Genomic DNA, 24,197 nt, shown 5'->3' on the forward strand with positions numbered 1-24,197 from the left:
TGTGGAACATGCGCTCCGCATAGATCAACCACGAACTGGAATTTCTATTCCGCATAGCTAGGATGAATCCATGCCGGACACTGCGAAGCCCCTCCGCGCCGACGCCGAACGCAACCGGCAGGCGATCATCTGCGCGGCCGGATCGGTATTCGCCCGGGAAGGAACCGCTGTGACACTCGAGCGCATCGCGGCTGAAGCGGGGGTGGGCGTAGGAACGATCTACCGCCGCTTCGCTTCCATCGACGAACTTGTCAGCGTCGTGCTCGAAGAGAAGATGCGCCGATACGCCGACCGAACCGAGGAAGCCGCAGCTCAGGCGGCAAGCACGCCTTGGGAGGCGTTTCGCGATTGGGTGCTGTTCCTCCTCGAGCAGCAGGCCAACGATCTCGCCTTTAGCGACGTGATCCTGTCAGCGGGTACGGTCAGCGAGTTGTTTGACGCTGAAGTGCGGCGCGCGCTCCGTGCATCGATCAGCCTCGTCAACCGGGCACGCACAGCCGGAGCGATCCGTCCCGACTTCGACCACAGCGACCTCCTTATGCTGCAGCACGCGAACGCCGGCGTGGTGCGTGGGACGCATCGAGCTGCGCCCGAGGCCTGGCGGCGCTTTGGTGACTACATGCTGCAGTCCTTCCAGACGGCTACCGGCCTGCTAACCGCGCCTCCGGCGGTCTGGGCTCGCGGTCAGGCAACGGGTGCCCAACTTCAGTCGCACCCACCGCGGCGGCGCCAATTTGCGGCCAAATCCACCACAATCTAGCGCTGCAAGTCACAGGAAGCGCCTGATTCTCACGCCTCAGGCGCAGTGCGCCAAGTCACGTCGAAGGTCGGGGTATTAGCGTTTGTGGTGCCGGCCTCGAGAGACCGCAAGCATGCGTAAGCCCTATGAGCGGTCCGTCAGCGGACGTCCGCAAGCGGATCGATCGGTTCCTACGAGAGGCCGAGGATCTCCACCGCTTTTCCTCGAACGCCCGCCTTCTTAAGTAGTGACCGTCCGGCTGGAGATCGTAGTGTCGCTACGTTGTGCGTTGTCTCTCCACACGACCCCGGAAGCGATGGAGCAGTTTGGCTTCTGGGCGGTCGTGCGTGCGATGCTGCGCACACACGTCTCGCCGGAGGGGCGAGCGCCAGACCACCTATTCAGAACCGCCTACGAGACTCGCCGGCCACCGGAGGGTTGCCGAGCGCACTTCGGATACTCGCAGCACTACGTGGCAGCGGCAGGCGTTCACCACGGCCCGACGGGCCTCGATGAGGATGCCGACTACGTCGCGCACGTGAGTTTCGGGCTCGGCTCCATGCTCTTTCAGGTCGGGCTCTCAGGCGGATCAGACTGGGGCAAGCGCCTGGCGCTCAAGCTGCTCAAGCGACCCCAACTCTGGTTCCCCGATTCGTTCTACTGGATCGCTCCGCGTGAGACTGATCTGCGCACGATCTATATCCGCTGACGCGAGAGGCCGCGTTCGCCGCGATCAACTCGGGCGCAATCGCCATGGGCTACCCAATCCTTACCGACGACGGATCGACCCTCCAGCCGACCGATGTCGTCCCCGAGCGATTCCACGATCAACTCGTCCTGCGGGAGTTCGGTGGCGCATCGCTCGCGTTCGGTCGCGACTCCACAGGTGCATAGGGATTCGCGATTTCCGAAGCTTCGGTCGCCTACACAGTCGGATATCATCCATCCCGGGCGCGTCGTTTCGGAACGGCCGGCGTAGGGGGCCTGCTAGGGAGATGCTAGGGAACGCTCAAGAATCGGGGGAGCGCTTAGAGGACGCTGACGGTGGGAGATTCCTCCTCTGATCTGGGAATGTGGATGCTTCGTACACGCTCGGATATCGGGTCGATATGGTGCCCTCGGAACTCAAACTCCATTGGTCACGGATGCCATTAACGGCATGTACCCGGATTTGGCGCGGTTCGGTCGCAGGAGCCTCACTGACCTCCGCCATGGACGCGATTGAAGAGCTCGAGGAAACCGCGAAACTTTTGCTACTGCTTCACGGCCGCGACATTCGTCCCCTTACCCACGATCAGGTCAACGCGCTCGCCGCACCATAGCGAGCACGTACCGAGCACCGAAAAACACTGATGTTCTACTCGATGAACCCAGCGACGGGGGAGCAAGTTGCACAGTTCTCGCAACACACCGCCGCCGACGTCGACGCCGCACTGACCTCCGCGGTCGAGGCACAACGTGAGTGGAGGCGGGAGCCAATCGGTGAGCACCCTCGACGAGGCGCTCGATCGGCGAGCCATCGGATGAGTTGACCGCCCTCGAGCTGTTTTCGCTCGGCGATCGATCAGGTGCGTCGGCGGTGAGGGCCTCAGCCTCCTACGCTTGCGCAGGCGCGCGCAGCGGATGTTGCCCCATTCCGTCCACGGGAACCGGCTCTTCTGTTCGACATCGCGATCGGCCGATCGCCGTCGCCACTTTGGTATTCCGACGACCCGCTCCTCTCGGCGGAGTCTATGATTCGGACCCTTGCCCTGTGGCGCCTGGCGGTGAAGAGCGTGGGAGAGATTTGCACACCATCCGATGTGCAACCATCATGCAATGCCACTCGAGATCGACACCACGCGCGCGCTCCGCACTCAAGACCAGCTTGTATCGCTGGTCGTGCAGTCCTGAGTGCGAGTGTCGATGACGAAAGCCGTGCTGCCCCTAGTTACCGTCCACCATGGCAATTGATAGAATATTGCCAAGTGTTGTCGGAAGAGGGTTAGCAATGGTCGAGGGGACTCGCGTCACCGCTCGAGACGTGGCCGCGCGTGCCGGCGTCGCTGCGTCCACCGTCTCGCGGGCGTTCAATACCCCGGGAAGAATCAACGAGAGTACCCGCCAACGGATCATGGATGCGGCGCGGGAGCTGGGATATACAGTTGCCCCTCGCGCTGCCCAGCGACGCGGCCTAGTTGCGCTGCTCGTTCCTGACGTGACGAACCCGTTCTACTTCGACATCATCCGCTCGACGCAGGAACAGCTGCGGAGCGCCGGTTACATGCAACTGCTCATCGACACCAGCGAGTCGGGCCGCACCGAGTCCGAGACGCTCGAACAGTTACTAGGTGTGGTGGACGGTGTGATCCTGTCTGCAACTCGTCTGGATTCGGAGGCCTTGCGTGAGGCCGCCTCCCGGCTTCCGTTAACGGTGATCAACCGAAGGCACGACGACATTCCCAGCGTGTTGATCGACATCCGCATAGGCCTCACACAGGCCGTCGACCATCTGAAAGCGCTCGGTCATCGGACGGTCGCCTTCATCTCCGGTCCACCCGAATCTTGGCAGAATCGTTGGCGATGGAAGGAGTTTGAAGGCCAGATCCTCTCGCAGGACATGGTGCCAATTCTCGTCGGGCCCCACCCGCCGACCCTCGCTGGGGGCGTTGGTGCCGCCGATGCACTGCTGCTGACGGACGCCACCGCCTGCGTGGCATTCAATGACATGCTTGCGATCGGCGTGCTCCAACGCCTCCGGCGCCGCGGAGTGTCCGTGCCAGGCAATCTCAGTGTCGTCGGCTGCGACGACATCTTCGGAGCGGACTTTTGCGATCCGCCGCTGACAACCATCGCGGGAGACACTCAGCAGGCGGGTCGGCTGGCGGCCGCACGGCTCCTTGCCGCGCTGAACGGCGAGCGAACCGTTGGTGGCAGCGCGACGTCCCTGATCCCCACGCACCTGCTGGTGCGTGAGTCCACGGGACCCGCGCCAGCCAAGTGAAGCGCCCGTGAATGCGCCGCTCGAACCGTAGAGCGCCTCATGAGCGCCGTCGATCTCTGGCGCCGCTCATGGGTGAACCGGCCCAGGAACAGCCGCCCGGAGCGCCACGAGCGCATCAGCAACGATCGCCCCGACATTCTGATCGATGCCTATGGTGACGCCGTTCTCTCGCTCTTCCAGCTGCTCCAGCGTCGCCAGCTGCGACGCCAGCATCGCCGCCGGCATGAAGTGCGCGGTGCGCGCGCGCAGCCGCCGTTCCAGTAGGTCCGCGTTTCCGTCCAGGTGCACGAACACCGTGCCGGGCGCCTGAGCGCGGAGCCGGTCACGATACGACCGTTTGAGCGCAGAGCAAGCGACAACGAGCCCGGGCGCTTCGGCATCCGCCAATACAGAACCGACCGCATCGAGCCATGGCAGACGGTCTGCATCGACGAGGGGGGCACCTGAGGCCATCTTCGCCACGTTCGACGGGCTGTGCAGGGAGTCGCCGTCGAGGAAGGGTAGCCCGGCGGCCACGGCCAGAGCGGCGCCCACGGTGCTCTTCCCGCAACCCGCAACCCCCATGACCACGATCCGGCGCGGCGGCGGCACGGCGCTCACCAGTCGTGGACGGTGCCGTCGAGCAGTCGATTGTAAGGCAGATACGCTTGCTCGTAGGGGTACTTGCCGGCCTCGTCGACGTTCAGGTTGACACCGAGCCCCGGCTTATCGCCGGGGTGCAGGTATCCGTCGGTCCAGGTAAACGACTGCTCGAAGACCTGGTCGGTCTTCGAGCCGTGCCTCATATACTCCTGGATACCGAAGTTGTGGATCGCCAGCCCCAGGTGCATCGCCGCGGCCATCCCGACCGGCGAGATGTCGGTCGGCCCGTGCATACCTGATTTGATCTGGTGCATCGCGGCGTAATCGAGCGTCTTCCTGAGCGCCGTGATCCCGCCCATGTGGGTGACAGCGCCGCGAACATAGTCGATGAGCTGGTCGCGGATGATGTCCTTGAAGTCCCAGATCGTGTTGAAGATCTCGCCGATCGCCAACGGGGTGGTGGTGTGCTGGCGCACCAGCCGGAGCGCCTCCTGGTTCTCCGCCGGTGTGCAGTCCTCGAGCCAGAAGAGATCGTACGGCTCGAGGTCCTTCCCCAGCCGGGCCGCCTGAATGGGGGTCATCCGATGATGACCGTCGTGGAGCAGTGGTATGTCGGGCCCGAACTCATTGCGGACGGCCTCGAACACTCCGGGCAGATGGTTGAGGTAGGCGCGGGTGTCCCAGTCCTCCTCGATCGGCTTGGTGCCGCGGCGCGCAGGCTCGTGGTCGTAGCGGACGGTGGCGTCTCCTACGTCGGCGCCCTGGGCGGCGATGCCGTAGATCGCCTTGAGCGTCGGGACACCGGTTTGCACGCGGATCGCCTTGTAGCCCTCCTCCTGATGCGACCGAATCGAGTCGAACAGCTCGGGCAGCTCCTTCCCGGACGCGTGCCCATACGCCATGAGGCCGTTGCGAGATGCGCCGCCGAGGAGTTGGTATACGGGCATTCCCGACGCTTTTCCCTTGATGTCCCAGAGCGCCATGTCGACCGAGGCGATCGCCGCCATCGTGACCGGTCCCCTCCGCCAGTATGCCGAGCGGTACAGGAACTGCCAGGTGTCCTCGATTCGCGACGCATCTGCCCCGATCAGCAGCGGAACCACGTGCTCGGTCAGATACGTGACGACGGCGAGCTCTCGGCCGTTCAGCGTCGCGTCTCCGAGCCCGGTGACACCCTCGGCCGTCGTGAGCTTGAGCGTCACGAAGTTGCGGTCGGGGCTCGTGACGATGACTTCGGCTTGTTCGATTCTCATCAGGTCTTTCCCTTCTTCAGAAGTATGCGGCGCCAGCGGGCAGGTCTTCGTCGAGCGACTCAACCCGGTCGATGAGTTCGTCGTCTGCGCCAAGAGCGGGGTCCAGGAGAGTCAGAAGCGAGGCGATGATGCGGCGTGGTTCATCGCCAAGACCGGCCGCCAGAGCGTCATCGATCTGGGACCTATTCGCGTCCTGGTCGCGTGCACCCGATTGAATCTCCCGGATCCACGTTGCGATCGGTCGTACGACTCCGTCAGGCATCCGCCCCTGCCCGCGCTCCGCTTTCAGCACTGGCACGATCCGAATTCGCAACTTCATAGTCGTTTCGGAGGCGATCTGATCGAGGCGGTGCACGATGCGAACGTTTGCGAACCGGTCGACCAGCAATCGCCGGTAGGCGTGAAGCTCGAGTTCCGGCTCCGGCAGCCATGTCTCGACGGTGTCCCAGAATTCGTCCAACCATCCCCGCACTGCGGGGTCTTCGATCGCCTGCGCAACTGTCGTACAGCCCAATCTGCGCGCAGTGGTGGTAAGGAGCGTATGGGCGCCGTTGAGCATCCATAGCTTCCGTCGCTCGTACGGTTCGACGTCGTCGACGATGCGCGCGCCGGAGCGCTCCCAAGTCGGGCGACCAGCGGGGAAGTCGCCCGCGATGATCCACTCGGAGAATGGCTCGGTGACAACGAGCCCCTCATCGAGGATGCCGGTGAGTGCCGCGAAGTCGTTGATGTCGCTTGCGGTGGTCGCAGGCGTGATGCGGTCGACGACGGATGATGCGAATGAGACCTGGCGGGAGATCCAGCCTTCGAGGTCTGTTGAGTAGGCAGCAGCGAGGTCGCGGATGGCGTTCCCGACCAGCCGGCCGTTCGATGGCATGTTGTCGCATGGCAGAACTGTGACCGGACCCCCGCCGGAACGCCGACGTGCATCCAGCGCGAACACGAGCCGTCCCATCGCCGTCTGCATTGCGGGAGGAGTGTGCGAGTCGGAGCGACGCAGTTCATCGATATCTGCGATCACGAGGGGGTCGCCGAAATCGAGGTGGCCGGACCCGTCGAGGCGGTACCCCGACTCGGTGATCGTGAGGGTGATCACCGCAACGGCAGGGTCGGCGGCCAGAGCCGACAGGCGAGCTGTGTCTGCCCCGTCGCACGCCTCCACGAGGTGAGTGATCGTATGAGCAATGTCGCCCTCCGAAGATCTCACCAGAATGGTGTAAAGCCCGTCTTGCCGAGCGAGCGTCTCCGCCGCGCGCGGGCTGCGTCCGGTGAAGGATGCATACCCCCATTCCCCATCAGGGTCAGCAAGCGAGGTGTGCCATAACTGATGCGAACGATGGAACGCACCCAGGCCGAAATGCAGCAGCCGCACAGGCGGTCGCGAAGAATTCGGGCTGGTGAGCGCCGCGGGCGACGCGCTGGAGAGATGGGTCGCCGCGCCAGGGTGATGTCGAAATTGTGCCGAAGACGTGGTCATAGATTGAACGCTCTTCGGGGGATGGCATCTTGCAGGTCGAGGACGATCCGTTCCGCTTCCCCGAGGGTCACCCGCTCGTCCGCGACGAGCCGAGCAAGATGCGCGGCGTCGGTGCGTCGCGCCATGTCGTGGCGCACCGGTATGGACAGGAATGCTCGTGTGTCATCGATGAACCCCGACCCGCGATAAAATCCGGCGGTCTCCACGGTCGCCTCCCGGAAACGAAGCGTGCTGTCGGGTGCGTCGAGAAACCACCACGGCGCGCCAACAAAGACGGAGGGATAGAACCCGGCCAAGGGTGCGATCTCACGTGAATACGTCGCCTCATCCACAGTAAAGAGCAGGAGGTGGAATCCGGGAGCAGTGCCGAAGCTCTCCAGGAGCGGCCGCAGCGGTTCGACGAACGTCGTCGCGACGGGGATGTCGTGACCTCGATCGGCTCCGAAGGCATCGAACGAGGCCGAGTGATGATTGCGCAGAACCCCTGCGTGCAAAGTCATCACAAGACCGTCTTCGGTGGACATCCGCGCCGATTCCCACAGCATGTGCGCAAGGAACGCCCGGGCACCGGCGGCATCGAGCTTTCCCGCGCGTCCGGCCTCGAACAGCCCAGCGGCCTCGGCTTCCGTGAGTTCCAGCGTCTGCGCCGAAAGGACACCGAAGTCTGCGGATACCGCGCCGTGGTCGACGAAGCGACGCCGGTGATGCTCCAGCGAGCGAAGATACCCGCGGTATCCCCTCTGCCCAGTCGACGCCAGCAGACACTCGACCCGCTCGCCCCACCCCGGTGCGCGGGGATCCAGGTAAGCATCCGGCCGGAATGTCGGCAACACCGCCGCCCCCACGGACGGATCATTCGCGAGCGCTCGGTGCGCGTCGAGGGCGTCGAGCGGGTCGTCGGTGGTGGCCAGAACGCTGATGCGGAAACGCTCCATCAGGGCACGAGGACGCATGTCGAGGCGCGCGAGAGCGGCGGAAATCTCGTCGAAGAGGTCGTCGGCGTGCTCTCCTCCCGGCACCCGATCAATCCCGAAGACGTCCGTCAAGGTCGAGCGCAGCCAGTAACCGGACGCCGTGCCCGCGAAAAGATGCCAACGGTCGCTGAACAGCCGCCAGATCCGCCGAGCATCGTCAGCGGCGAGGTCGCCCGCGCCGATGCCGAGTTCCGAGAGCGACACCCCATCGGCGTGCAAGAGGCGCGTGATGTAGTGATCGTCGCGGATGAGCAGCGTGGCGGGGTCGCGAAAGCTGTGATCGTCCACGAGGATTCGCGGATCGACGTGCCCGTGCGGAGAGATGATCGGCCTATCAGCGACCAGACCGTAGAGGCGGTCTGCGATCGTGCTCTCCTCGGACCCTCGAGGGAGAAGCCTGCGCGAGGCGACAACGGAAGTCGTCATGGCGATCCTTCGGTCGAGGCGACGGTCACGCTCGGTCGGGGCGTCGTCGCCGACAGCCACCGCGCTCGGAGTTCGTGGGCGGCGGCCTTGGGGCGGCGGTCTCGGGTGAAGACGCCCTTCTTGTTGCCGTCCACCCGGATGACTCCTTGCGACGTCTGGAAGTCCGCGAAGTTCCACACATGCTCACCGATCACGGCGTCCACCCTGTCGAATACCTCGTGGTAGGTGCGCAACAGTTCCGTCTGGAACTCCTCACTCCACGCCTGCGTGCTCACGGAATGAAGTCCGGCGAGCGTGTCGGCGCCGTACTCGGTGATGATGATCGGCTTGCCGTGGGTCGACTCCCAGCCGCGCAGTTCAGCCTCGAGCCGGTATGCCGCAGTCTCGAGATCGGCGGTCTCGATGTACCAGCCGTAGTAGCGGTTGAGGCAGATCACGTCGAAGAGGTCGGACAGGCGGTCATTGTCGAACGATCCGCGATATTCGTTCGCATATGTCAAGGGCCTCGACGCGTCGAGCTCGCGTGCGAGTGAGACGAGCGGCTCGAAGTACTCGCGGGCGCCTTCTTCGACCGACTCCGGCTCGTTCGCGATCGACCACATGACGACCGAGGGGTGGTTCTTGTCGCGGGCGATCAGCTCGCGGATGCCTTGGGCGTGGGCAGCCTGGGTGTGGTCGTTGAACATGGCCGGCGAGAACGAGCGCTCGGTGACGCGTCCGTGGAACCCGCCGCCCAGGCCGAGATTCAGCCCGACGGCGGCGGTTTCGTCGATGACCACGATGCCGTGACGGTCCGCGTAGTCGAGGAACTCCTCGGCGTAGGGATAGTGCGACGTGCGGAAGGAGTTCGCGCCGATCCACTCCATCAGCGAGAAGTCATGCACCATTAGCACGTTGTCGAACCCGCGCCCGCGGAAGGCGCTGTCCTCGTGCTTGCCGAAACCGCGGAAATAGAACGGCTCGCCGTTGATCAGGAACTTCGCTCCATCGACCCGGACGGAGCGGATGCCGACCGACAGCTCGTAGACGTCGAGGGTGACGTCGCCGTCAATCACCTCGGCGCTCAGCGTGTACAGGTAGCCGCGTCCGGGCCGCCACAGCTCGGCGTCGGCTACAGAGAACCGCCCCGACCGCCCCACGGCCCTGGCCACTTCGTTGCCCGCGGCATCCCGCAGCACGACGTGCACGTCGGCATCGACCGAGGTCTCGACGCGGTAGTCCACGACGCCATCGGCACCCTCGACATCCGTCGTGACGGTGACATCCGTCACGCGCGTCTCCGGAACGGAGAATAGCAGCACCGAGCGAGCAAGACCCGCGTAATTGTAGAAGTCGTGACGGTAGGTCTGCTTGCGTCGACCCATCTCGTTGACCTGGATCGTTCCTGGCGGGATCGTCTCGTTCGTCAGTTCATTATTCACGCCGATCGTGATGCGCACCTCTTCGCCCGCTCGGGCGACTTCGGTCACATCCGCCTCGAATGGCGTGTAGCCACCGACGTGCGCGGCGACGTGCGTGCCGTCGACGTAGACGACACCCTCGTGGGTGGCGGCCTCGACGCGCAGCATCACACGCTGGCCGGTCCAGCCTCGCGGGACGCGCACCGTGCGCTGATACCAGACCCACCCGACGTGGTCGTGGATCACCTGGTCGGCGAAGACATCGTTGTAGCTCGCCGGAACGGGAGCTTCGAGGGTCGACGCCAGCTCACCGCGCCACGGCTCGGGGGTCGCCTCGTCGTCGAGGGCGAATCGCCATAGACCGTCCAGTCGGACGAGCTCGCGGGTGGGGGTGGAGACGGGCTTCAGCACGATATCATCTCTTTCTGTCTACGGGGATGGGGGGACAGGTCAGGCTGCGTCGAGCGACGCCTTGAGCGCGAGTCTCTGTTCGCGGCGAATCCGCTGCTCGCGGGGGTCGGGCACCGGGGATGCCAGAAGCAACTGCTTCGTGTACAGATGCTCGGGCGTACGCGTCACCTCGCCCGCCGGGCCGTTCTCGACGATCTCGCCCTTATAGAGCACGGCGACGTCGTGGCTGACGTGGTGGACAACGTCCAGATCATGCGAGATGAACAGGTATGCGACTCCGGTGTCGCGCTGAATCTCGAGCAGCAGGTCGAGCACGCGAGCCTGAGTGGTCAGATCCAGCGCACTGACTGGCTCGTCGCACACGATGAGCTTCGGATCCAGCGCGAGCGCCCTGGCGATCGCGACCCTCTGCCTCTGCCCTCCCGAGAATTCGTTCGGCTGGCGTCCGATCGCGTTGGAGGGCAAACCGACACGGTCAAGCAGCGAAACGATGCGTTTTCGGGCGGCGTCGCGCCCCATGCCCTGCACGCCGAGCGGTTCGGCAAGGATGTCGCCGACATCCATTGCCGGATTCAACGACGTGTACGGATCCTGGAAGATGACCTGGAGGTCGGCGCTCAGCTTACGGCGGTCACGCCGATTGATCCGGGTGATGTCGTTGCCCTCGAACTCTATGGACCCCGACGCGACAGGCGCGAGACCGAGAACGGCCCGCCCGATCGTCGTCTTCCCTGAGCCCGACTCGCCCACCAGCCCAAGGGTGCGGCCTTCGGCAACGGAGAGCGAAACCTGGTGCAGAGCCCGGTGTGGTTTTGCGCGCATCTTCTTCGGCTTGTACTCGACAACGAGGTCGCGCACCTCCAGCAGATTACCCATCAGATGTCCTCTCGCAGGATGGTCTCGGCCACCGAGGAGAGCGGTTGCTGCATGTCGGCCTCAGCGATCGCCACCTCGGCGGCGTCCACGCCCTGGCCCGTTTCGGCTTCGGTGGCCGCGTCGGGCAGGTTGAGCGGCTTCAAGGGCTCCTTGCCGACGAGCATGCTCGCCATCAGGGAGCGGGTGTACGGGTGGGACGGGCTGCGGAGGATCTCCTCCACGGGGCCGGTCTCGACGATCTCTCCCTGACGCATGACCGCGACACGGTCGGCGATGTCGGCGATCACCCCGATGTTGTGCGTGACCAGAAGCACGGCGACCTGGAGCTCCTGCTGCATCTTGCGGATGACGTCCAGCACCTCGGCCTGGACGGACACATCGAGCGCCGTGGTCGGCTCGTCGGCGACTACGAGATCGGGCTCGCAGCTGAGCGCTCCGGCGATCAGCACGCGCTGCGCCATCCCGCCTGAGATCTCGTGCGGGTACCCGCTCATCACCCGGTCCGGGTCGGTGATGCCCACTCGACGGAGCAGGTCCCGCGCCCGAGCCGCCGCCTCCTTCTTGCTGATGCGCAGAAGCTTGACCATCGGCCGAGTCAACTGGTAGCCGATCGTGAACGCCGGGTCGAGGTTGGACATCGGCTCTTGCGGGATGTATGCGATGCGGCGACCGCGGACGCCGAGGACAGCTTTCGGATCGACCTGGCCGTCTCGGACGAGAACGGCCTCCTCGAAACGGATCGACCCCGACAGGACCCGTGCGTTCCGCGGCAGAAGCCCGAGGATCGAGAATGCGGTCTGGGACTTGCCCGAGCCTGACTCGCCAACGAGCCCGAGGACCTCGCCCGGCCGGATCGTGAGCGAAACGTCTCGCACGACGCGTGTGTAGTCTCCGTCGGCGTTCGGGTATCCGACACTGAGATCAGCGACCTGGAGGATGGCGTCCGTGTCATCGACGACGGCCTGCTCCCGGCTCGGCATGATCGGTGTGGCAAGCCGACGACGAGGTGCCTTGATCTCGCGCCGGTCCTCGAGGGCATCGCGGATGGCGTTGCCGAGAAGGACGAGCGTCCCGATCGTGATGCCGATGGCCAGCGCAGGCCAGAACATAAGAGACGGCTGCACGTAGATATTGTTGAAGCCGTCGCCGAGCATTTCGCCCCACGATGCTTCGGTCGGATCGCCCAGACCCAGGAACTGCAGTCCGCTCTGAACCGCGATCGCGACGCCGCAGATGAGTGCGGTCTGGATGATCAGGGGGGCTCTGACGACAGACAGGATGTGTCGCGAGATGATGCGCGCATCGCTCAAACCGACCACACGCGCGGCGTCGACGTATAGCTCGTTGCGGACGGATTGAACGGCGGTCCTGGTCAGCCGGAAGTAGCTCGGGCTGATGAGCACCCCGAACGCGATCATCGAGGTCCACGCCGACGGGCCGAACGCGGCGCGAACCGACAGCAGGACGATGATCCCGGGCAGGCACATGAGCATGTTGGACAGCCAGTTGGAGGTGCCATCGAATAGTCCGCCGTAGTATCCCGCGATGAGCCCCGCTGGCAGCCCGATCGCGATCGCGACGAACGCGCATAGTAGCGCCGACAGCAGTGTGAGCCGGGCACCGTAAAGCATTCGGGAGAACACATCGCGGCCCGCGCTGTCGGTTCCGAGCAGGTTGTCCCCGCCCGGATCGGCCAGCGTGTTGCCCACGTCTGCGAAGGACGGATCGAAGGGCGCGATCAGGGGTGCGAGCACAGCGGCACCCACGATGATCGTGAGCAGGACGAGGGAGATCGTCCCGAGCGGATTGCGCAGCATCCGGCGGAGTGTCCCCCGCTGAGAGCGCTTGGGCACCGAAGGGGTCTTGATCACGTCGGTCATGAGAGTCGAACCTTTGGGTTCAGCGCGCCGTGTGCCAGGTCGACAAGTAGATTCACGATGATGACGATCACGACGGTGACGATGACCACTCCCATGACGACGGGGATGTCGCCCAGGACAGTGGCGTTCACGGCGAGCGCGCCGATGCCCGGGATCGCGAAGACGCGCTCCAGGATGACCACGCCGCCGAGCAGGCCGATGAACTGCAGGCTGAGGACGGTCAGCCCCGCGGGCGCAGCGCTGCGCAGGACATTCTTGAGCACGATCTCTCTTTCACCTAGGCCACGACTGCGAAGAGTGCGGACGTAGTCCTTCTCGAGCTCCTGGATGACTGAGCTGCGGATCTGCTGCGCGCTGGAGGTGACGTAGTTGAGCACGATGGCGATGATCGGCAGGGACAGTGAGGCGATCCACGCCTCGGGCCCCGCGCCTGGCCGGATGGTGGACACGGCGGGGAACCAGCCGAGGTTTACGGCGAAGAGCGTGACGAGGAAGATTGCCAGCACGAACCCCGGGATGGCGTCGCCGACCACGGCGCCGACCTGCACCACCTGATCCACCCATCCGCGCCGTACGGCGGCGATGACGCCGAGTACGGTCGCGATCAGGGCGACGAGGAGGATCGACACGATCATCAGGAACAGCGTGACGGGGAGGCGATTGAGGATCGTCTGCGTGACAGGCTCGGAGTTGAACCACGACATGCCGAGGTCGCCTCGCAGCGCTGCTCCCGCCCACTCGAGGTAGCGCACGGGCAGTGGCTGGTCGAGGCCGAGTTCGGCCTCCTTGAGAGCGATCTGGTCTGGAGTGGCCTGCTCGCCGAGGATGTTGCGGGCGATGCTCGCGCTCGAGAAGAAGAGCAGGGTGTACGTCAGCATTGAGATGACGACGAGGAGCCCCAAGCCCGAGGCGAGCCGCCGCAGTGTGAACCTGATCATGGGAGTCTTCTGATCGGAGGACGGGGCAGCAGACGCGGTTGCGTTCGCTGCCCCGCCCTGATCCGGTCGTTCTACCTACTCCGCCGGAGCGAAGTTGTAGATGGACGGGATCGCTGACTGCATCTGGGCCTCAACGGTAATCGTCTCGGGGTTGTAGGCGCTGATCTGGTCAATGCGGTATAGCGGCATGAACCATGCGTTTTCCGTGACGAAGCGGTTCACGTCCTTCGCAGCTTCCTCACTGTCTTCGCCACCCCCCTGAACTACCGCGAGGAGTTCGCTCAACTCTGGATCGGTGGTCCCAAACGGGTTGAATGTGGCGGTCGGGGCGATGATCTGATTGATCGCTACCCAGGCTTCACCCTGAAACAGGTTGAAGTTGAAGGCCTCGAACTTGCTCTGAACGACGTCCGCTACGTAATTCGGGGCGGGCACCGTCTCCTGCGTGACGGTGATGCCCACCTCGCCGAGCTGCTGGGCGATGGCCGTGATCTGCGTCGAGAAGGCCGGGATCACAGGAAGCTTCAACTCGAAACCATCCGCATAGCCTGCTTCTTCGAGAAGTTCTCGAGCCCGCTCAGGGTCGTACGTGTAGTAATCCTCCAGTTCCTCGACGAACGCCCCGCTGTCGGGGCCGAAGACCTGGCTGGTGGCGGTTCCGCGCCCGAGCTGAAGCTGCTCGAGGAGTGTCTCGCGGTCGACGGCGTAGTTGATTGCCTGCCGGACGCGGACATCCGCGAGAGCTTCGTTGATTGCGCCATCGCGGTCGAGGATTGTCAGGCCGGTCCAGTCCACCTGGTAGTCCGGAATCAATTCCAGGCCAGCGCCCTCGGACTGCTCGGCCGACTTGGCATCAAGTGTGGAAAAGTCAACTTGGCCCGAGACCACGGCGTTCACTCGCGCCGAGAGCTCGTCCAAAATGCGGAGCACGACTCCGTCAAACTTCTGCAGTTCAGGGTTCCAGTATTCCTCGCGTGCCGTGAACGTGGCCTGGGAGTCCCGGACGGAGTTCGCTTTGTCGAACTCGTACGGCCCGGTGCCGACAGGATCGGTCTCGAGTGTGCCTGCCTCAATCGCGGCGGGGCTTGCCATGAGCCCGGCCGCCTGGCTGAGATAGTACTCGATCGCGGGGTCCGGGGCAGCCAGAGTGATCTCGACCGTGTCTTCATCCACGGCCTCTGCTGACTCGAACTGCGTCAGCTGGACCGCCTGGCGCCCATTGCCGGCCTTGAAGTGCTCGAGATTCGCCTTGACCGCTTCCGCATCGAAGGCTTCTCCGTCACTGAACGCAACATCGTCGCGAAGATCGAGAGTCAGCACGGTACGCGTGTCGTCGTACTCCCACGCTTCCGCGAGCATGGGCTTCAACGCGCCGTCGGGCTCCCGGAGTAGGAGGGTGTCATAAACGAGTTGGTAGGGAAGCAGCTGGTGCCCGACATGAGCTTGCGCCGGGTCCCATGACGCGACGTCGCCGATCTGTCCGATCGTCAGTGTTCCACCGCGCGGCGAGGCGTCACCCTCGCTCGACTCGTCTGGGGATGGGGTTCCGACAGTACACCCGGCGAGGAGGAGTGCCCCCGCCGAAATGAGGCCGATCTTGCTGATGATGGACTTCATTGTTCACACCTTCGATTGCGTCATTGGAGCGGCGGAGGACTTGTCGCCTCAAGTTCATGGAAATGCCCATGGCACCGTCTGTCAACAAATTGCCACCGGTTGCCAGTTGGCCCGTGACGCATTTGCCGTCATGCGAGGGGTGGAGACACCGGCTTCCTTCCGCTCTTAGCGGAGGAAAATGCGCGAAATGTGGCGGGACGCAGCTGTCTCGAAAGTCCGCGGCCGGTAGCAGCACCTTGTGGTCATCAGAATCTCGTATGGCAGCTATAGATGGTGCCTATCCGCCTCGGTTGCCGATGGTCAAGTCCCACTGGCGCTCCCCGCCGATGAGCGCTGAACTGAGTCTCGGGCGCGTTCATCACCGACATCTCATATTGACGGATGCTGCAGGCGGCGCCCGGACTCTGGGCGAGATCGCAGACACTCGGCCTTGATCGACAAGGCCTAAAGCAGCGACCAGCGAGCGACGAGGCCGTCAGGGTAGATCTCTATTCGGGATCGCTGTCCCGAGGTCCAGGCCATGGCATGGCTGCCAGCAGGCATGTTGCGAACGGGCCGAGGGCCCCGTTGCAGAGGAGGTAGAAGGCGATCAGCTCCTCACCAATGCTGCCCTCAGGAGTGATCTGTCCGTCTGGCCGTGTGAGCCACAGTCCAATGCCCGCAGCGATGAACAGCCCGCTCAATGCGCCCGCGGCGATGTAGAAGCCCCGAGCAACGTACCGGTCGGTTGTGCCAAACCTCACGCCGAGCCACGCGAGAACGGTCGCGATTGGAGCGCCAGCCACTACTACGCCCATGACGCACTCGGATCAGTCATCGGAGTATTCTCCTCGGCAGGCGTACACGAGGGCGGCTACTCCTACTCGCCCTACGGTGAAGCACGATTCACTTCCACCGGAACCGCCATCACCAGCAATCCACTCCGGTACATCGGCGGACACCTCGAGACCGGATCCATCTACAAGCTCGGCGCACGCTACTACGACGCCTCACTCGGACGCTTCACCCAAATGGATCCCAGCGGCCAAGAGACCAACCCCTACGGCTACGCCGCATGCAACCCCGTGAACAACGCTGATCCATCGGGGCTTGATTGTGCGAGTGCGATCTTCACAGGTGTACTCGGTGCCGTTGGGCTCGTAGCATCCACAATCGGGCTGATCGCTGGCGCCCCTACTCTGTTCCTCGGCGGGGTAGCCGCGGTAGGTTTTATCGCGAGTATCACAGGAGTGGTTTATAGCGTGGGAGAGGTAATCAACTCATGCTGGTAGGCAGACTTCGACTCCGGCTCACGGGCTTTCTCGCGCTACTCGCAGTTCTCGTGGTGGTGGCCGTATTGTCGCTGATGTTCATCGAGGACCCCGTCGCACGGTGGCTGATCTTCGCTGGTGCAGCCCTGTCTGCCATCCCAGTCTTTGTGACAGTTGCCCGACTGTCTGCTGAGATAGGCCGGCGCTCTAGAGAGAAAAGTGATCTCTGAACGATCGGTATAAATCGCCGCGTTGGCCGCGATAGCGGCACGCGAATGAACATGAAGATGCTCGCGGCGATTCCCCCAGGCGACGCTGGTTGGCATCGGTTCATGGCTACTTGTCGATCCATGGTGGATCGACAGCACTCTTCGCGGTCGGATGGCGGCTGTTGTTCTGCTGCGCATCGCTGCACGTCGGCGTCAGAGAGTGATGACCAGCGGGAACATTGGTCCCGCGACTACGATCTGCCGCTAACGACGGAGCTAGGTACTCCTGCATCCGGGATCATCAACCGCGCTCAGCGCGTGACCATCGGATAGGGCCTCGATGGTCCTCAGTTAGATTGTCGCCCTGGTCCTGAGTTCAGTTGACATAGTCACCCACGGGTCGTTGGACTTCATCGGCCTGGTTCCCGGAGTTGGCGAGTTCGCCGACGGAGCGAACGCGCTGTGGTGCCTTTCCGAGAGGGACTACTTCTGCGCAGGGCTCAGCGCCGGTGCCATGATCCCGTTCGCCGGGTGGTTTGCAACGGGCGGGAAGGCCGTCAATGCCGTCGGAGATGTCGCTACGGCCGCAAACGTGGGTGAAGATGGGCTTGAGACCGTCTACCGTGTCTATGGAGGTGATTCCGTGGCCGGAGGAGCCTCGTGGTCTCCTGTCAATCCAGGATCGGTGAGCAACTACCGCGACGCCGCAGGCCTGCCATCCGGCGGCGCAAGCGGGGCTACGAATTCCGGTCGATTCGTTATCGAGGGTAAGCTGGTCGATCCAAGTAAGGTGGTGCTCCAGCGAGACGCGCTTTCTCTCGACGGGATGGCCGGTGGTATACCTGAGTACATCATCCCAAACTGGCTTGAGAGCGGCGCGATTCGGATCACCCACGTCAGCGGCGTGAATCCGGAGTTCTGACATGGGCAATCACATTTTCTACTTGAGCTCCTTGGACAGCGAGCGATTTTCGCAGGTGCGCGAGTGCCGGTTTCTGCGACCAATCACGGTCGGGACTGATAAGCGTGGTGTCCTTGCACGCCTCTCGCCCGGTGTGATCGGGCAGGATTTCGGATCTGGCGAGGACCTAGATCAGGTCGCGCTGACAACCCGTTTCGAGGGCGCCGACATCCTGGCTATTGACGAGTTCCCCTGTTTCGTGTTCATCGCCCTTCCCCGGAGTTCTTGGGACGGGGCCACTGATGGAGTTGACGCTACCGACCTCGAAGTCATCGGCTGGGGTGAGCTCTACCGAACCGCGTCGGACGCCAAGGACCACCGGTTCGGTTGACAGGTAGAACTTGACCGGTTATGGCCTCTCGCTGATCAAAGTTTCATCGGTGCCGCGCGAGACGCAACGGGGCGCATCGTCTTCCTCGAGACAGGCGATTCTCGCGCTGGGTTGACCGATATCTTGGAGTGAATCGGCCTGAGTTTGGTTCCGCCATGTCTCTCTGTTCTGCAATCGGCGCGGCTCGTCTCAGCAGAGCTCCGAATCCTTCGGGCGTCGAGTACCTGAGGTGGACTCTGGATCGAATCGAGCGTGCTCGCTCGGCACTTGATGCATTCACGTTTATCCAACGCTTATTCCATCCGAGCCCGGTCGAGTTGCTCCGAGGCATCCCGAGTAGTCTGGACTGTGCAGTTTCAGGATCGGAGAGAAATCCCCGGTCATGTCGAGATCAGTCGAGCAGTAGCCGAGATTCGGGATCTGGGGGAGTAGTCCCGGGAGAGTCCATCGGGCACGGGTTCAAGTCCCGTCCGCCCTACCGTAAATCGATATGATCAGGGTTTCTTGCCTCGAATAGAGGGCAGCCTCTCCGGGCTCGGCCTCGAGCCCGTGTTGACCACGAGCGAGCTCGCCGAGTACCTCGGCGTGCACGTGCAGGCCATCTACGACCTGCGCACCGACGGACGCGGACCGGCGGGCATGCGTGTCGGCCGGGAGATCCGCTACCGCGTCTCCGATGTCATCCGCTGGCTGGATGGGATTCACGAACCTCAGGCTGTGCCCGCTCTCGGGGGTGAGCTCTGATGGCCACCGGAGGTGAGTGGTGGAAACCGTGGAAATGGCGGCCAAATTTACTCGCTGGTCGACGATGTCGGAAACGTGGTGCGCACCGGGCGTACCAGCAACCTGGGCGCGCGAGAAGCCGCACACCGAGCTGATCCCGAACTCGGGGGATTCCAGTTCCGTGCGGAGTACCGACCGACGTGTATGCCGAGCAGCGAGGGGTTGAGCAATTCCTGTACGATCGCTACCCCGGAGCGCAGGCTGGCAACGGCGGATTCAACCGTATCCAGGCAATCAGTCCTAGGAACCCGATGGGGCCGGAGTACATGCAGGCCGCTTTTGATTACCTGGCAGGAGGGGGTGGCCGCTGATGGCCCGAGCTAGATTCCACGAAGGAGACTGGTTCGCGGTTCCGCTTCGGAACGGTATGTGCGCGGTGGGTCTGCTGGCGCGACTAGGTGCCTCAGGTGCATTGCTCGGATACTTCTTCGGGCCACCCCGGAGCACGATTCCCCATCCCGATGAGTTGAATGACCTGACTCCAGATGATGCTGTGATGATTGGTCGCTTCGGCTATCTCGGGCTGCGGCGAGGTGAGTGGCCAGTCATCGGTCCTGCCCAGAGCTGGACTTGTACCGAGTGGCCCGTTCCAGTATTTGCGCAACGGGATCTCCTCACTGGGAGGTACCGCCTCGACTATTACGACGACAGTGATCCTGGCGTCTTGCTGCGCGAGGAATGGGTTCCCGACGAGCTCGGACTTGATCACCCGGAACCCGGCCAGATGGGTCACGTCTTCGTACAGAATCGTTTGTCACGGATGCTAGGGGTCGACGCGTGAGCCGAGCCACGTCGTGATCGAAAAGGGATCCAATCGAAGTCATGAAGCTGGCGCTGGGGCCATTTGCCATGTCGTTCTATTCCGGGGAGTTTCAGCTCTGGCTCATAGACTTGGCACGACCGTAGGCGCAAACTTCCAGAATCGAGATTGGCGATGAGCAATGTGCCTCGCCATGGACGATCCCTGAGTTGGTACCTGCTACTGGTGTTCGTCATCGGACAGACAGTCCTCTGGGTCTCCTCGATGGCGCGAGATGCCGCAGCGGCGCCTGAACAAGCCTGGTCGATTGTCGCGCGTACGCTGGTCGTCCCGGTTGCACTGACATTCGCGGGCTATTTTGTGCTGCTCCTGATCTATCGGCGGACTCTCCTTCGCAATCGCCTGCTTCGCCGCGACCCTGATGTGGTGATCCTGTGCACGACGCAGGTGACGGATCGTACGGCTCGGCTGGTTGCACATCTTGGCAATGACGTCGAAGCCAACCGGGCATATACCGATGCTGAGTTTGCGACTTGGAGGTACACGGTTGTCGACGCTGGCGCTGAGATTGTCTTTTACGATGGCTCGACTGACCCCTACGATGTTCTCCGGATCCCCTGGTCTGACGTGGTCGATACGGAGCTGAGCGATGTCCTGATGGGGCCACGGTCGTTCCGCGGCATCACATTGTCGTTCTCTCGCGAAGATCAAGTGTTTGAGTTCCCTCTCCTGCCGGTTGGCCGTGGCCCAGCTGGTGCGTTTCCCATCGGGCGACGCCGTGTGGACGAACTCAGGGCGTCGCTTCAGGCGCGAGCCGGCGTCGAAGCACACACGCTCACCGACTGAACGGTCGCGAAGTCGGGTACGGGCGATTCATGGTCGTATTCGAACATCCACGGAGATGTGACCGTGACCGCCGACGCTGCAGGAACCCGCAGTGCCGTCGCGTACCGCTACGACCCGTTCGGTCAACCCGTCGACCCGGTAACCGGGCAGATCGGCACCCTGACCGCGGATGACGCGGGCCCGGACACGTTACCCGGTGACGCGGACTGGGGCTGGCTCGGTGCGCACCGTAAACTCACCGAACACGCTGGCAGTGTGATGACGATCGAGATGGGTGCGCGTCAGTACGTGCCCGCGTTGGGCAGGTTCCTCGAAGTCGACCCCGTCGAAGGCGGCGTCACCAACAACTACGACTACCCCGCCGACCCCATCAACAAGCTTGATCTCAGCGGGCAAATGCAGGACTGCGGTGCATGCAGCCGTGGAAACGTACGGACGAACTCAAAGCAACGCGGGTTGATCATGTACCCCACGTCGCTCCTTGGTCCTGTAAAGGTCATTCCGCCCGACCGAAAACCAAGACAGCCAGGTCCTGGCTACTACAACGGTCCGCTGATCGACCTCGGATTCCGAGGAGAGCCGCAGTTCGCAATCAGCGCCTGCGCCTTCGCATGCATCAATGGCTCGCTCACACCGACATCTGCCTCTTTAGGAGCTGGAGTCGGCGCCGATGTCAGCATTACGGGTTCGATCGGTATCACCGCAGCCGATGCACCAGCGGGGTGGTCAACGTCCGCGGGCTGCAGCGTTGCATTTGGTCCAGGCGGAGTATCCGGAGAGGTTCTTCTGGCGCAAGATGGAAATCTCTATGGAAGCGGCGCATATGCCATCGGCGCCGGCGGCGGTTGTAGTGCAGGTTTCGCTCACACCTGGGATTGGGATTAGAAATGGGATCGACGATCGCATCGTTGCTTGTGCCGCTGCTCTTCCTGTCGTTCGGTGTACTCGTTATCGTGTTCCGCGCACCAATCTCAACTTGGTACCAAGGCGTTTATCGCAACAGCCTCGGAAGCCGTGGATCTCGGGTCGACAAGGCATTCAGCACTGGCACGATGGTTCTTTTGGGGTCGTTTGCGATACTCGTTGGCATAGGATTCCTCATTGCAAATATTGCGCGCCTGTTCTAGCTCGTCGACGTGAGCCGATCGCGAATCCCTGATTGGCTCGCATGCGCGGGCGCCGTGGTCAGCGATTGATCTGGGTCTTTAGTTCGTCTCGACTGGCGGTGAGCGCTTATTGTTCCGGGGCCGGCGGCGACGACGGAGTACCGCCAGCGCCGGGCTCGCAGGTGGCGCGATCGCCAGCAGGGGAGCCGCCGTGCTCGATCTGTCGCGCATGAACCGAATCCTTGAGATTTCGGACGCGGACGAGCTTGCCGTTGTCGAGGCGGGAGTCCTCAACGGCGACCTCAATGAGACACTCGCCGAGCACGGCCTTTGGTTTGCACCCGACCCAGCAAGCCGCGCGATCTCAACCATCGGGGGGAACATCGCGACGAATGCTGGCGGTCTCCTTCGCGCCAAGTACGGTGTCACACCGGAGGCCGTACTCGGGCTTACGGTGGTCCTGTCCGCCGGTCGACTGCTCCCCACCGGGCGCCGCACCGTGAAAGGTGCAACGGGCTACGATCTCACAGCGCTTTTCACTGGTTCAGAAGGCACGCTCGGCGTGATCGTCGAGGCCACTGTGCGGCTTCGGCCCATCGCCCGGGGAGACGTGGTCACTGTGGCCGCGGCGTTCCCAGATGTCGAGACCGCGGCAGCCGCCTCAGCGGCCGCAACTGCCGCCCGAGTCCGCCCAGCGATGCTTGAACTCATCGACGCATCCATCCTGGCGCGAGTCGCTGCCTACCTTGGCCCCGACGGTGTCGCCGGTACCCCATTGGAAGCACTTCGCCCGGGTGAAGCAGTGCTGATCGCGCAAAGCGACGCAGCCGGCGCAGCTGAAGAAGCCGATACCATCGCAGCCGTCTTCGCAACGGCCGGTGGGCGCGTTTCGAGATCCGCGGACGCTGCAGCAGGCGACCGGCTCCTCGATATCCGGAGGTCCATGCAACCGGCGCTTGCCTCGGCTGGACAGCTGCTCATCGAAGACGTGGCCGTGCCGCGATCGCGGTTGCCGGAGATGTTCCGCGCCATCGAAGAGATCGGGCGCCGACACGGCCTCGAGGTCCCAAGGATCGCGGGCGCTGGCGACGGGAACCTCCACCCGAACTTTGTGCTCGACGGCGATGAAGTGCCGCCGGAAGTTTGGGCTGCAGCGGACGACATCTTCCGCGCTGCGGTCTCTCTGGGTGGCACTCTCACAGGAGAGCACGGCGTCGGCGTCCTGAAGCGTCGATGGCTCGCCGACGAGCTCGGCGAAGACTCCTTCCAGTTGCAGCGTGAAATCAAGGCCGTCTTCGACCCTACGGGGATCCTCAGCCGGGAGTCATGTTCGAGGCATAGGCGCCAGTGGCGGCACTGTTCTCGCGTCGCCTCAATAGAATAGACAGGTCGCCGCCCATCCACGGGCAGGTGTGGATTTGAACCGTTCACGTTTATCCAACGTTTATTCGGTCCGAGCCCAGTCGAGTTGCTCCGAGGTGTCCCGAGTAGTCTGGGATGTGCACTTTCAGGATCGGCGAGAAATCCCCGGTCATGTCGAGATCGGTCGAGCATTTTCCGAGACTTAGAGTCCGGGGGAGTAGTCCCGGGAGAGTCATCGGTCACGGGTTCAAGTCCCGTCCGCCCTACCGTAAATCGATATGATCAGGGTTTCTTGCCTCGAATAGAGGGCAGCCTCTCCGGGATCGGCCTCGAGCCCGTGTTGACCACGAGCGAGCTCGCCGAGTACCTCGGCGTGCACGTGCAGGCCATCTACGACCTGGCGCCACCGGCGATGACGGCGCTGTGCTGGCGTCGTGGACGTACGACACCCTCGCGAAGGGGCAGCTGACGAGCTCGACGAGCTACACAGGATCGTCACCCGGTTCCCCCGGGCTGACATACGTGAACACGGTGGCCGGGTACGACGCGGGATACCGGCCGACCGGTGCGACGTTGGCGATCCCCGCTGGCGCGCCAGGCTTCGGGGGAACGAGCTTCACCACTGCGACGGCCTACAACCAAGACGGCACGGTCGCGTCGAGGACGTTGCCCGCGATGGGCGGTATCGTGCAGGAGAAACTCCGATGCGGGTACGGCCCGGTCGGGTTGCCATCCTCGGTGGTGGGTCTTGCCGTGTACGGGCGGTTCGCGTACACGGCATTGGACAAGTCGCGCAGATCACCCGCACCGGCACCGCTGCGTTGTTCACCTCGTACGGGTATGACGCCGCTAGTGGCGCGCTGCAGCACATCAAGGACACATCTCGGGTATCAGGGGTGTACACCGATGTCGCGGACCGAACCTACGGGCGAGACGCGGCGGGGAACATTACCTCCGCGACCACGGTCGGCACCGCGGCGGCCGCGGAGACGCAGTGATACCGCTACGACCCGCTCCGGCAGTTGACGGATGC

At 63.5% G+C, this 24,197-nt stretch carries 22 protein-coding genes and 1 pseudogene; 14 read left to right on the plus strand and 9 right to left on the minus strand.

All coding sequences use genetic code 11. The features are described 5' to 3' along the window. The first annotated feature begins 70 nt into the window (after positions 1 to 70). From AC1C2U_RS01100 to AC1C2U_RS01115, 4 genes are all read left to right on the plus strand, one after another. Positions 71 to 760, plus strand: coding sequence for a TetR/AcrR family transcriptional regulator (locus AC1C2U_RS01100; protein ID WP_495359877.1), 690 nt, complete (start codon positions 71 to 73; stop codon positions 758 to 760). A 451-nt stretch (positions 761 to 1,211) separates the two neighbouring features. Next, positions 1,212 to 1,448, plus strand: coding sequence for a hypothetical protein (locus tag AC1C2U_RS01105; RefSeq protein ID WP_495359878.1), 237 nt, complete (start codon positions 1,212 to 1,214; stop codon positions 1,446 to 1,448). Positions 1,449 to 2,103: 655 nt separating this feature from the next. Beyond that, positions 2,104 to 2,271: an aldehyde dehydrogenase family protein gene (locus AC1C2U_RS01110; protein WP_495359879.1), complete on the plus strand. Its 168-nt coding sequence runs from the start codon at positions 2,104 to 2,106 to the stop codon at positions 2,269 to 2,271. 458 nt (positions 2,272 to 2,729) lie between these two features. After that, positions 2,730 to 3,722 carry a LacI family DNA-binding transcriptional regulator gene (locus AC1C2U_RS01115; RefSeq protein ID WP_495359880.1) on the plus strand — a complete coding sequence of 331 codons (993 nt, stop codon included), beginning with the start codon at positions 2,730 to 2,732 and terminating at the stop codon, positions 3,720 to 3,722. 66 nt (positions 3,723 to 3,788) lie between these two features. Here the strand turns inward: AC1C2U_RS01115 and AC1C2U_RS01120 are convergent, their stop codons facing one another. From AC1C2U_RS01120 to AC1C2U_RS01160, 9 genes are all read right to left on the minus strand, one after another. After that, complete coding sequence (locus AC1C2U_RS01120) at positions 3,789 to 4,322, minus strand: gluconokinase (protein ID WP_495359881.1); 534 nt, start codon at positions 4,320 to 4,322, stop codon at positions 3,789 to 3,791. Next, positions 4,319 to 5,557: a D-mannonate dehydratase ManD gene (manD, locus tag AC1C2U_RS01125; RefSeq protein WP_495360822.1), complete on the minus strand. Its 1,239-nt coding sequence runs from the start codon at positions 5,555 to 5,557 to the stop codon at positions 4,319 to 4,321. The genes AC1C2U_RS01120 and manD overlap by 4 nt, the downstream gene beginning before the upstream one ends. 16 nt (positions 5,558 to 5,573) lie before the next feature. After that, positions 5,574 to 7,034: a mannitol dehydrogenase family protein gene (locus AC1C2U_RS01130; RefSeq protein ID WP_495359882.1), complete on the minus strand. Its 1,461-nt coding sequence runs from the start codon at positions 7,032 to 7,034 to the stop codon at positions 5,574 to 5,576. Beyond that, positions 7,031 to 8,434 carry a glucuronate isomerase gene (uxaC, locus tag AC1C2U_RS01135; protein WP_495360823.1) on the minus strand — a complete coding sequence of 468 codons (1,404 nt, stop codon included), beginning with the start codon at positions 8,432 to 8,434 and terminating at the stop codon, positions 7,031 to 7,033. Before uxaC ends, AC1C2U_RS01130 begins: the two co-directional genes overlap by 4 nt. Further along, a complete protein-coding gene (gene uidA / locus AC1C2U_RS01140; protein WP_495359883.1) occupies positions 8,431 to 10,245 on the minus strand; it encodes a beta-glucuronidase in 1,815 nt (604 codons plus the stop codon). Before uidA ends, uxaC begins: the two co-directional genes overlap by 4 nt. 39 nt (positions 10,246 to 10,284) lie before the next feature. Further along, complete coding sequence (locus tag AC1C2U_RS01145) at positions 10,285 to 11,121, minus strand: ATP-binding cassette domain-containing protein (RefSeq protein ID WP_495359884.1); 837 nt, start codon at positions 11,119 to 11,121, stop codon at positions 10,285 to 10,287. Further along, complete coding sequence (locus tag AC1C2U_RS01150) at positions 11,121 to 13,001, minus strand: dipeptide/oligopeptide/nickel ABC transporter permease/ATP-binding protein (protein WP_495359885.1); 1,881 nt, start codon at positions 12,999 to 13,001, stop codon at positions 11,121 to 11,123. Before AC1C2U_RS01150 ends, AC1C2U_RS01145 begins: the two co-directional genes overlap by 1 nt. Then, positions 12,998 to 13,939, minus strand: coding sequence for an ABC transporter permease (locus AC1C2U_RS01155; RefSeq protein ID WP_495359886.1), 942 nt, complete (start codon positions 13,937 to 13,939; stop codon positions 12,998 to 13,000). Before AC1C2U_RS01155 ends, AC1C2U_RS01150 begins: the two co-directional genes overlap by 4 nt. A 75-nt stretch (positions 13,940 to 14,014) precedes the next feature. Beyond that, positions 14,015 to 15,556, minus strand: coding sequence for an ABC transporter substrate-binding protein (locus AC1C2U_RS01160; protein ID WP_495359887.1), 1,542 nt, complete (start codon positions 15,554 to 15,556; stop codon positions 14,015 to 14,017). A gap of 815 nt (positions 15,557 to 16,371) precedes the next feature. On the opposite strand from AC1C2U_RS01160, the gene AC1C2U_RS01165 reads away from it, so the two are divergent. The 10 genes and pseudogenes from AC1C2U_RS01165 to AC1C2U_RS01210 all read left to right on the plus strand — a co-directional run bounded on the left by AC1C2U_RS01165 (position 16,372) and on the right by AC1C2U_RS01210 (position 23,633). Then, positions 16,372 to 16,827 (plus strand): RHS repeat-associated core domain-containing protein, encoded by a 456-nt coding sequence (locus AC1C2U_RS01165; protein ID WP_495360824.1) that lies wholly within the window; start codon positions 16,372 to 16,374, stop codon positions 16,825 to 16,827. Positions 16,828 to 17,418: 591 nt separating this feature from the next. Beyond that, the gene (locus tag AC1C2U_RS01170; RefSeq protein WP_495359888.1) at positions 17,419 to 17,937 is read left to right on the plus strand and encodes a hypothetical protein; all 519 of its coding nucleotides are present in this window, start codon (positions 17,419 to 17,421) and stop codon (positions 17,935 to 17,937) included. A gap of 1 nt (position 17,938) precedes the next feature. Further along, positions 17,939 to 18,307: a hypothetical protein gene (locus tag AC1C2U_RS01175; protein ID WP_495359889.1), complete on the plus strand. Its 369-nt coding sequence runs from the start codon at positions 17,939 to 17,941 to the stop codon at positions 18,305 to 18,307. 504 nt (positions 18,308 to 18,811) lie between these two features. Continuing rightward, on the plus strand, positions 18,812 to 19,051 hold the full coding sequence (locus AC1C2U_RS01180; RefSeq protein WP_495359890.1) for a helix-turn-helix domain-containing protein: 240 nt from the start codon (positions 18,812 to 18,814) through the stop codon (positions 19,049 to 19,051). Between the two features lie 349 nt (positions 19,052 to 19,400). Then, on the plus strand, positions 19,401 to 19,871 hold the full coding sequence (locus AC1C2U_RS01185) for an immunity 26/phosphotriesterase HocA family protein (protein WP_495359891.1): 471 nt from the start codon (positions 19,401 to 19,403) through the stop codon (positions 19,869 to 19,871). A 153-nt stretch (positions 19,872 to 20,024) separates the two neighbouring features. After that, positions 20,025 to 20,696: a hypothetical protein gene (locus AC1C2U_RS01190; RefSeq protein ID WP_495359892.1), complete on the plus strand. Its 672-nt coding sequence runs from the start codon at positions 20,025 to 20,027 to the stop codon at positions 20,694 to 20,696. Positions 20,697 to 20,759: 63 nt separating this feature from the next. Then, positions 20,760 to 21,581: an RHS repeat-associated core domain-containing protein gene (locus AC1C2U_RS01195; protein WP_495359893.1), complete on the plus strand. Its 822-nt coding sequence runs from the start codon at positions 20,760 to 20,762 to the stop codon at positions 21,579 to 21,581. 2 nt (positions 21,582 to 21,583) lie between these two features. Further along, entirely contained in the window at positions 21,584 to 21,823 is a 240-nt protein-coding gene (locus tag AC1C2U_RS01200; RefSeq protein WP_495359894.1) for a hypothetical protein, read from the plus strand. A 142-nt stretch (positions 21,824 to 21,965) separates the two neighbouring features. Continuing rightward, positions 21,966 to 23,186 (plus strand): annotated as a pseudogene (locus AC1C2U_RS01205) (FAD-binding oxidoreductase); the annotation flags it as partial. Positions 23,187 to 23,456: 270 nt separating this feature from the next. Continuing rightward, positions 23,457 to 23,633, plus strand: a complete 177-nt coding sequence (locus AC1C2U_RS01210) for a helix-turn-helix domain-containing protein (RefSeq protein ID WP_495359895.1) — start codon at positions 23,457 to 23,459, stop codon at positions 23,631 to 23,633. Positions 23,634 to 24,197: the final 564 nt, after the last annotated feature.

The organism is Agromyces sp. Y575 (assembly GCF_059445445.1).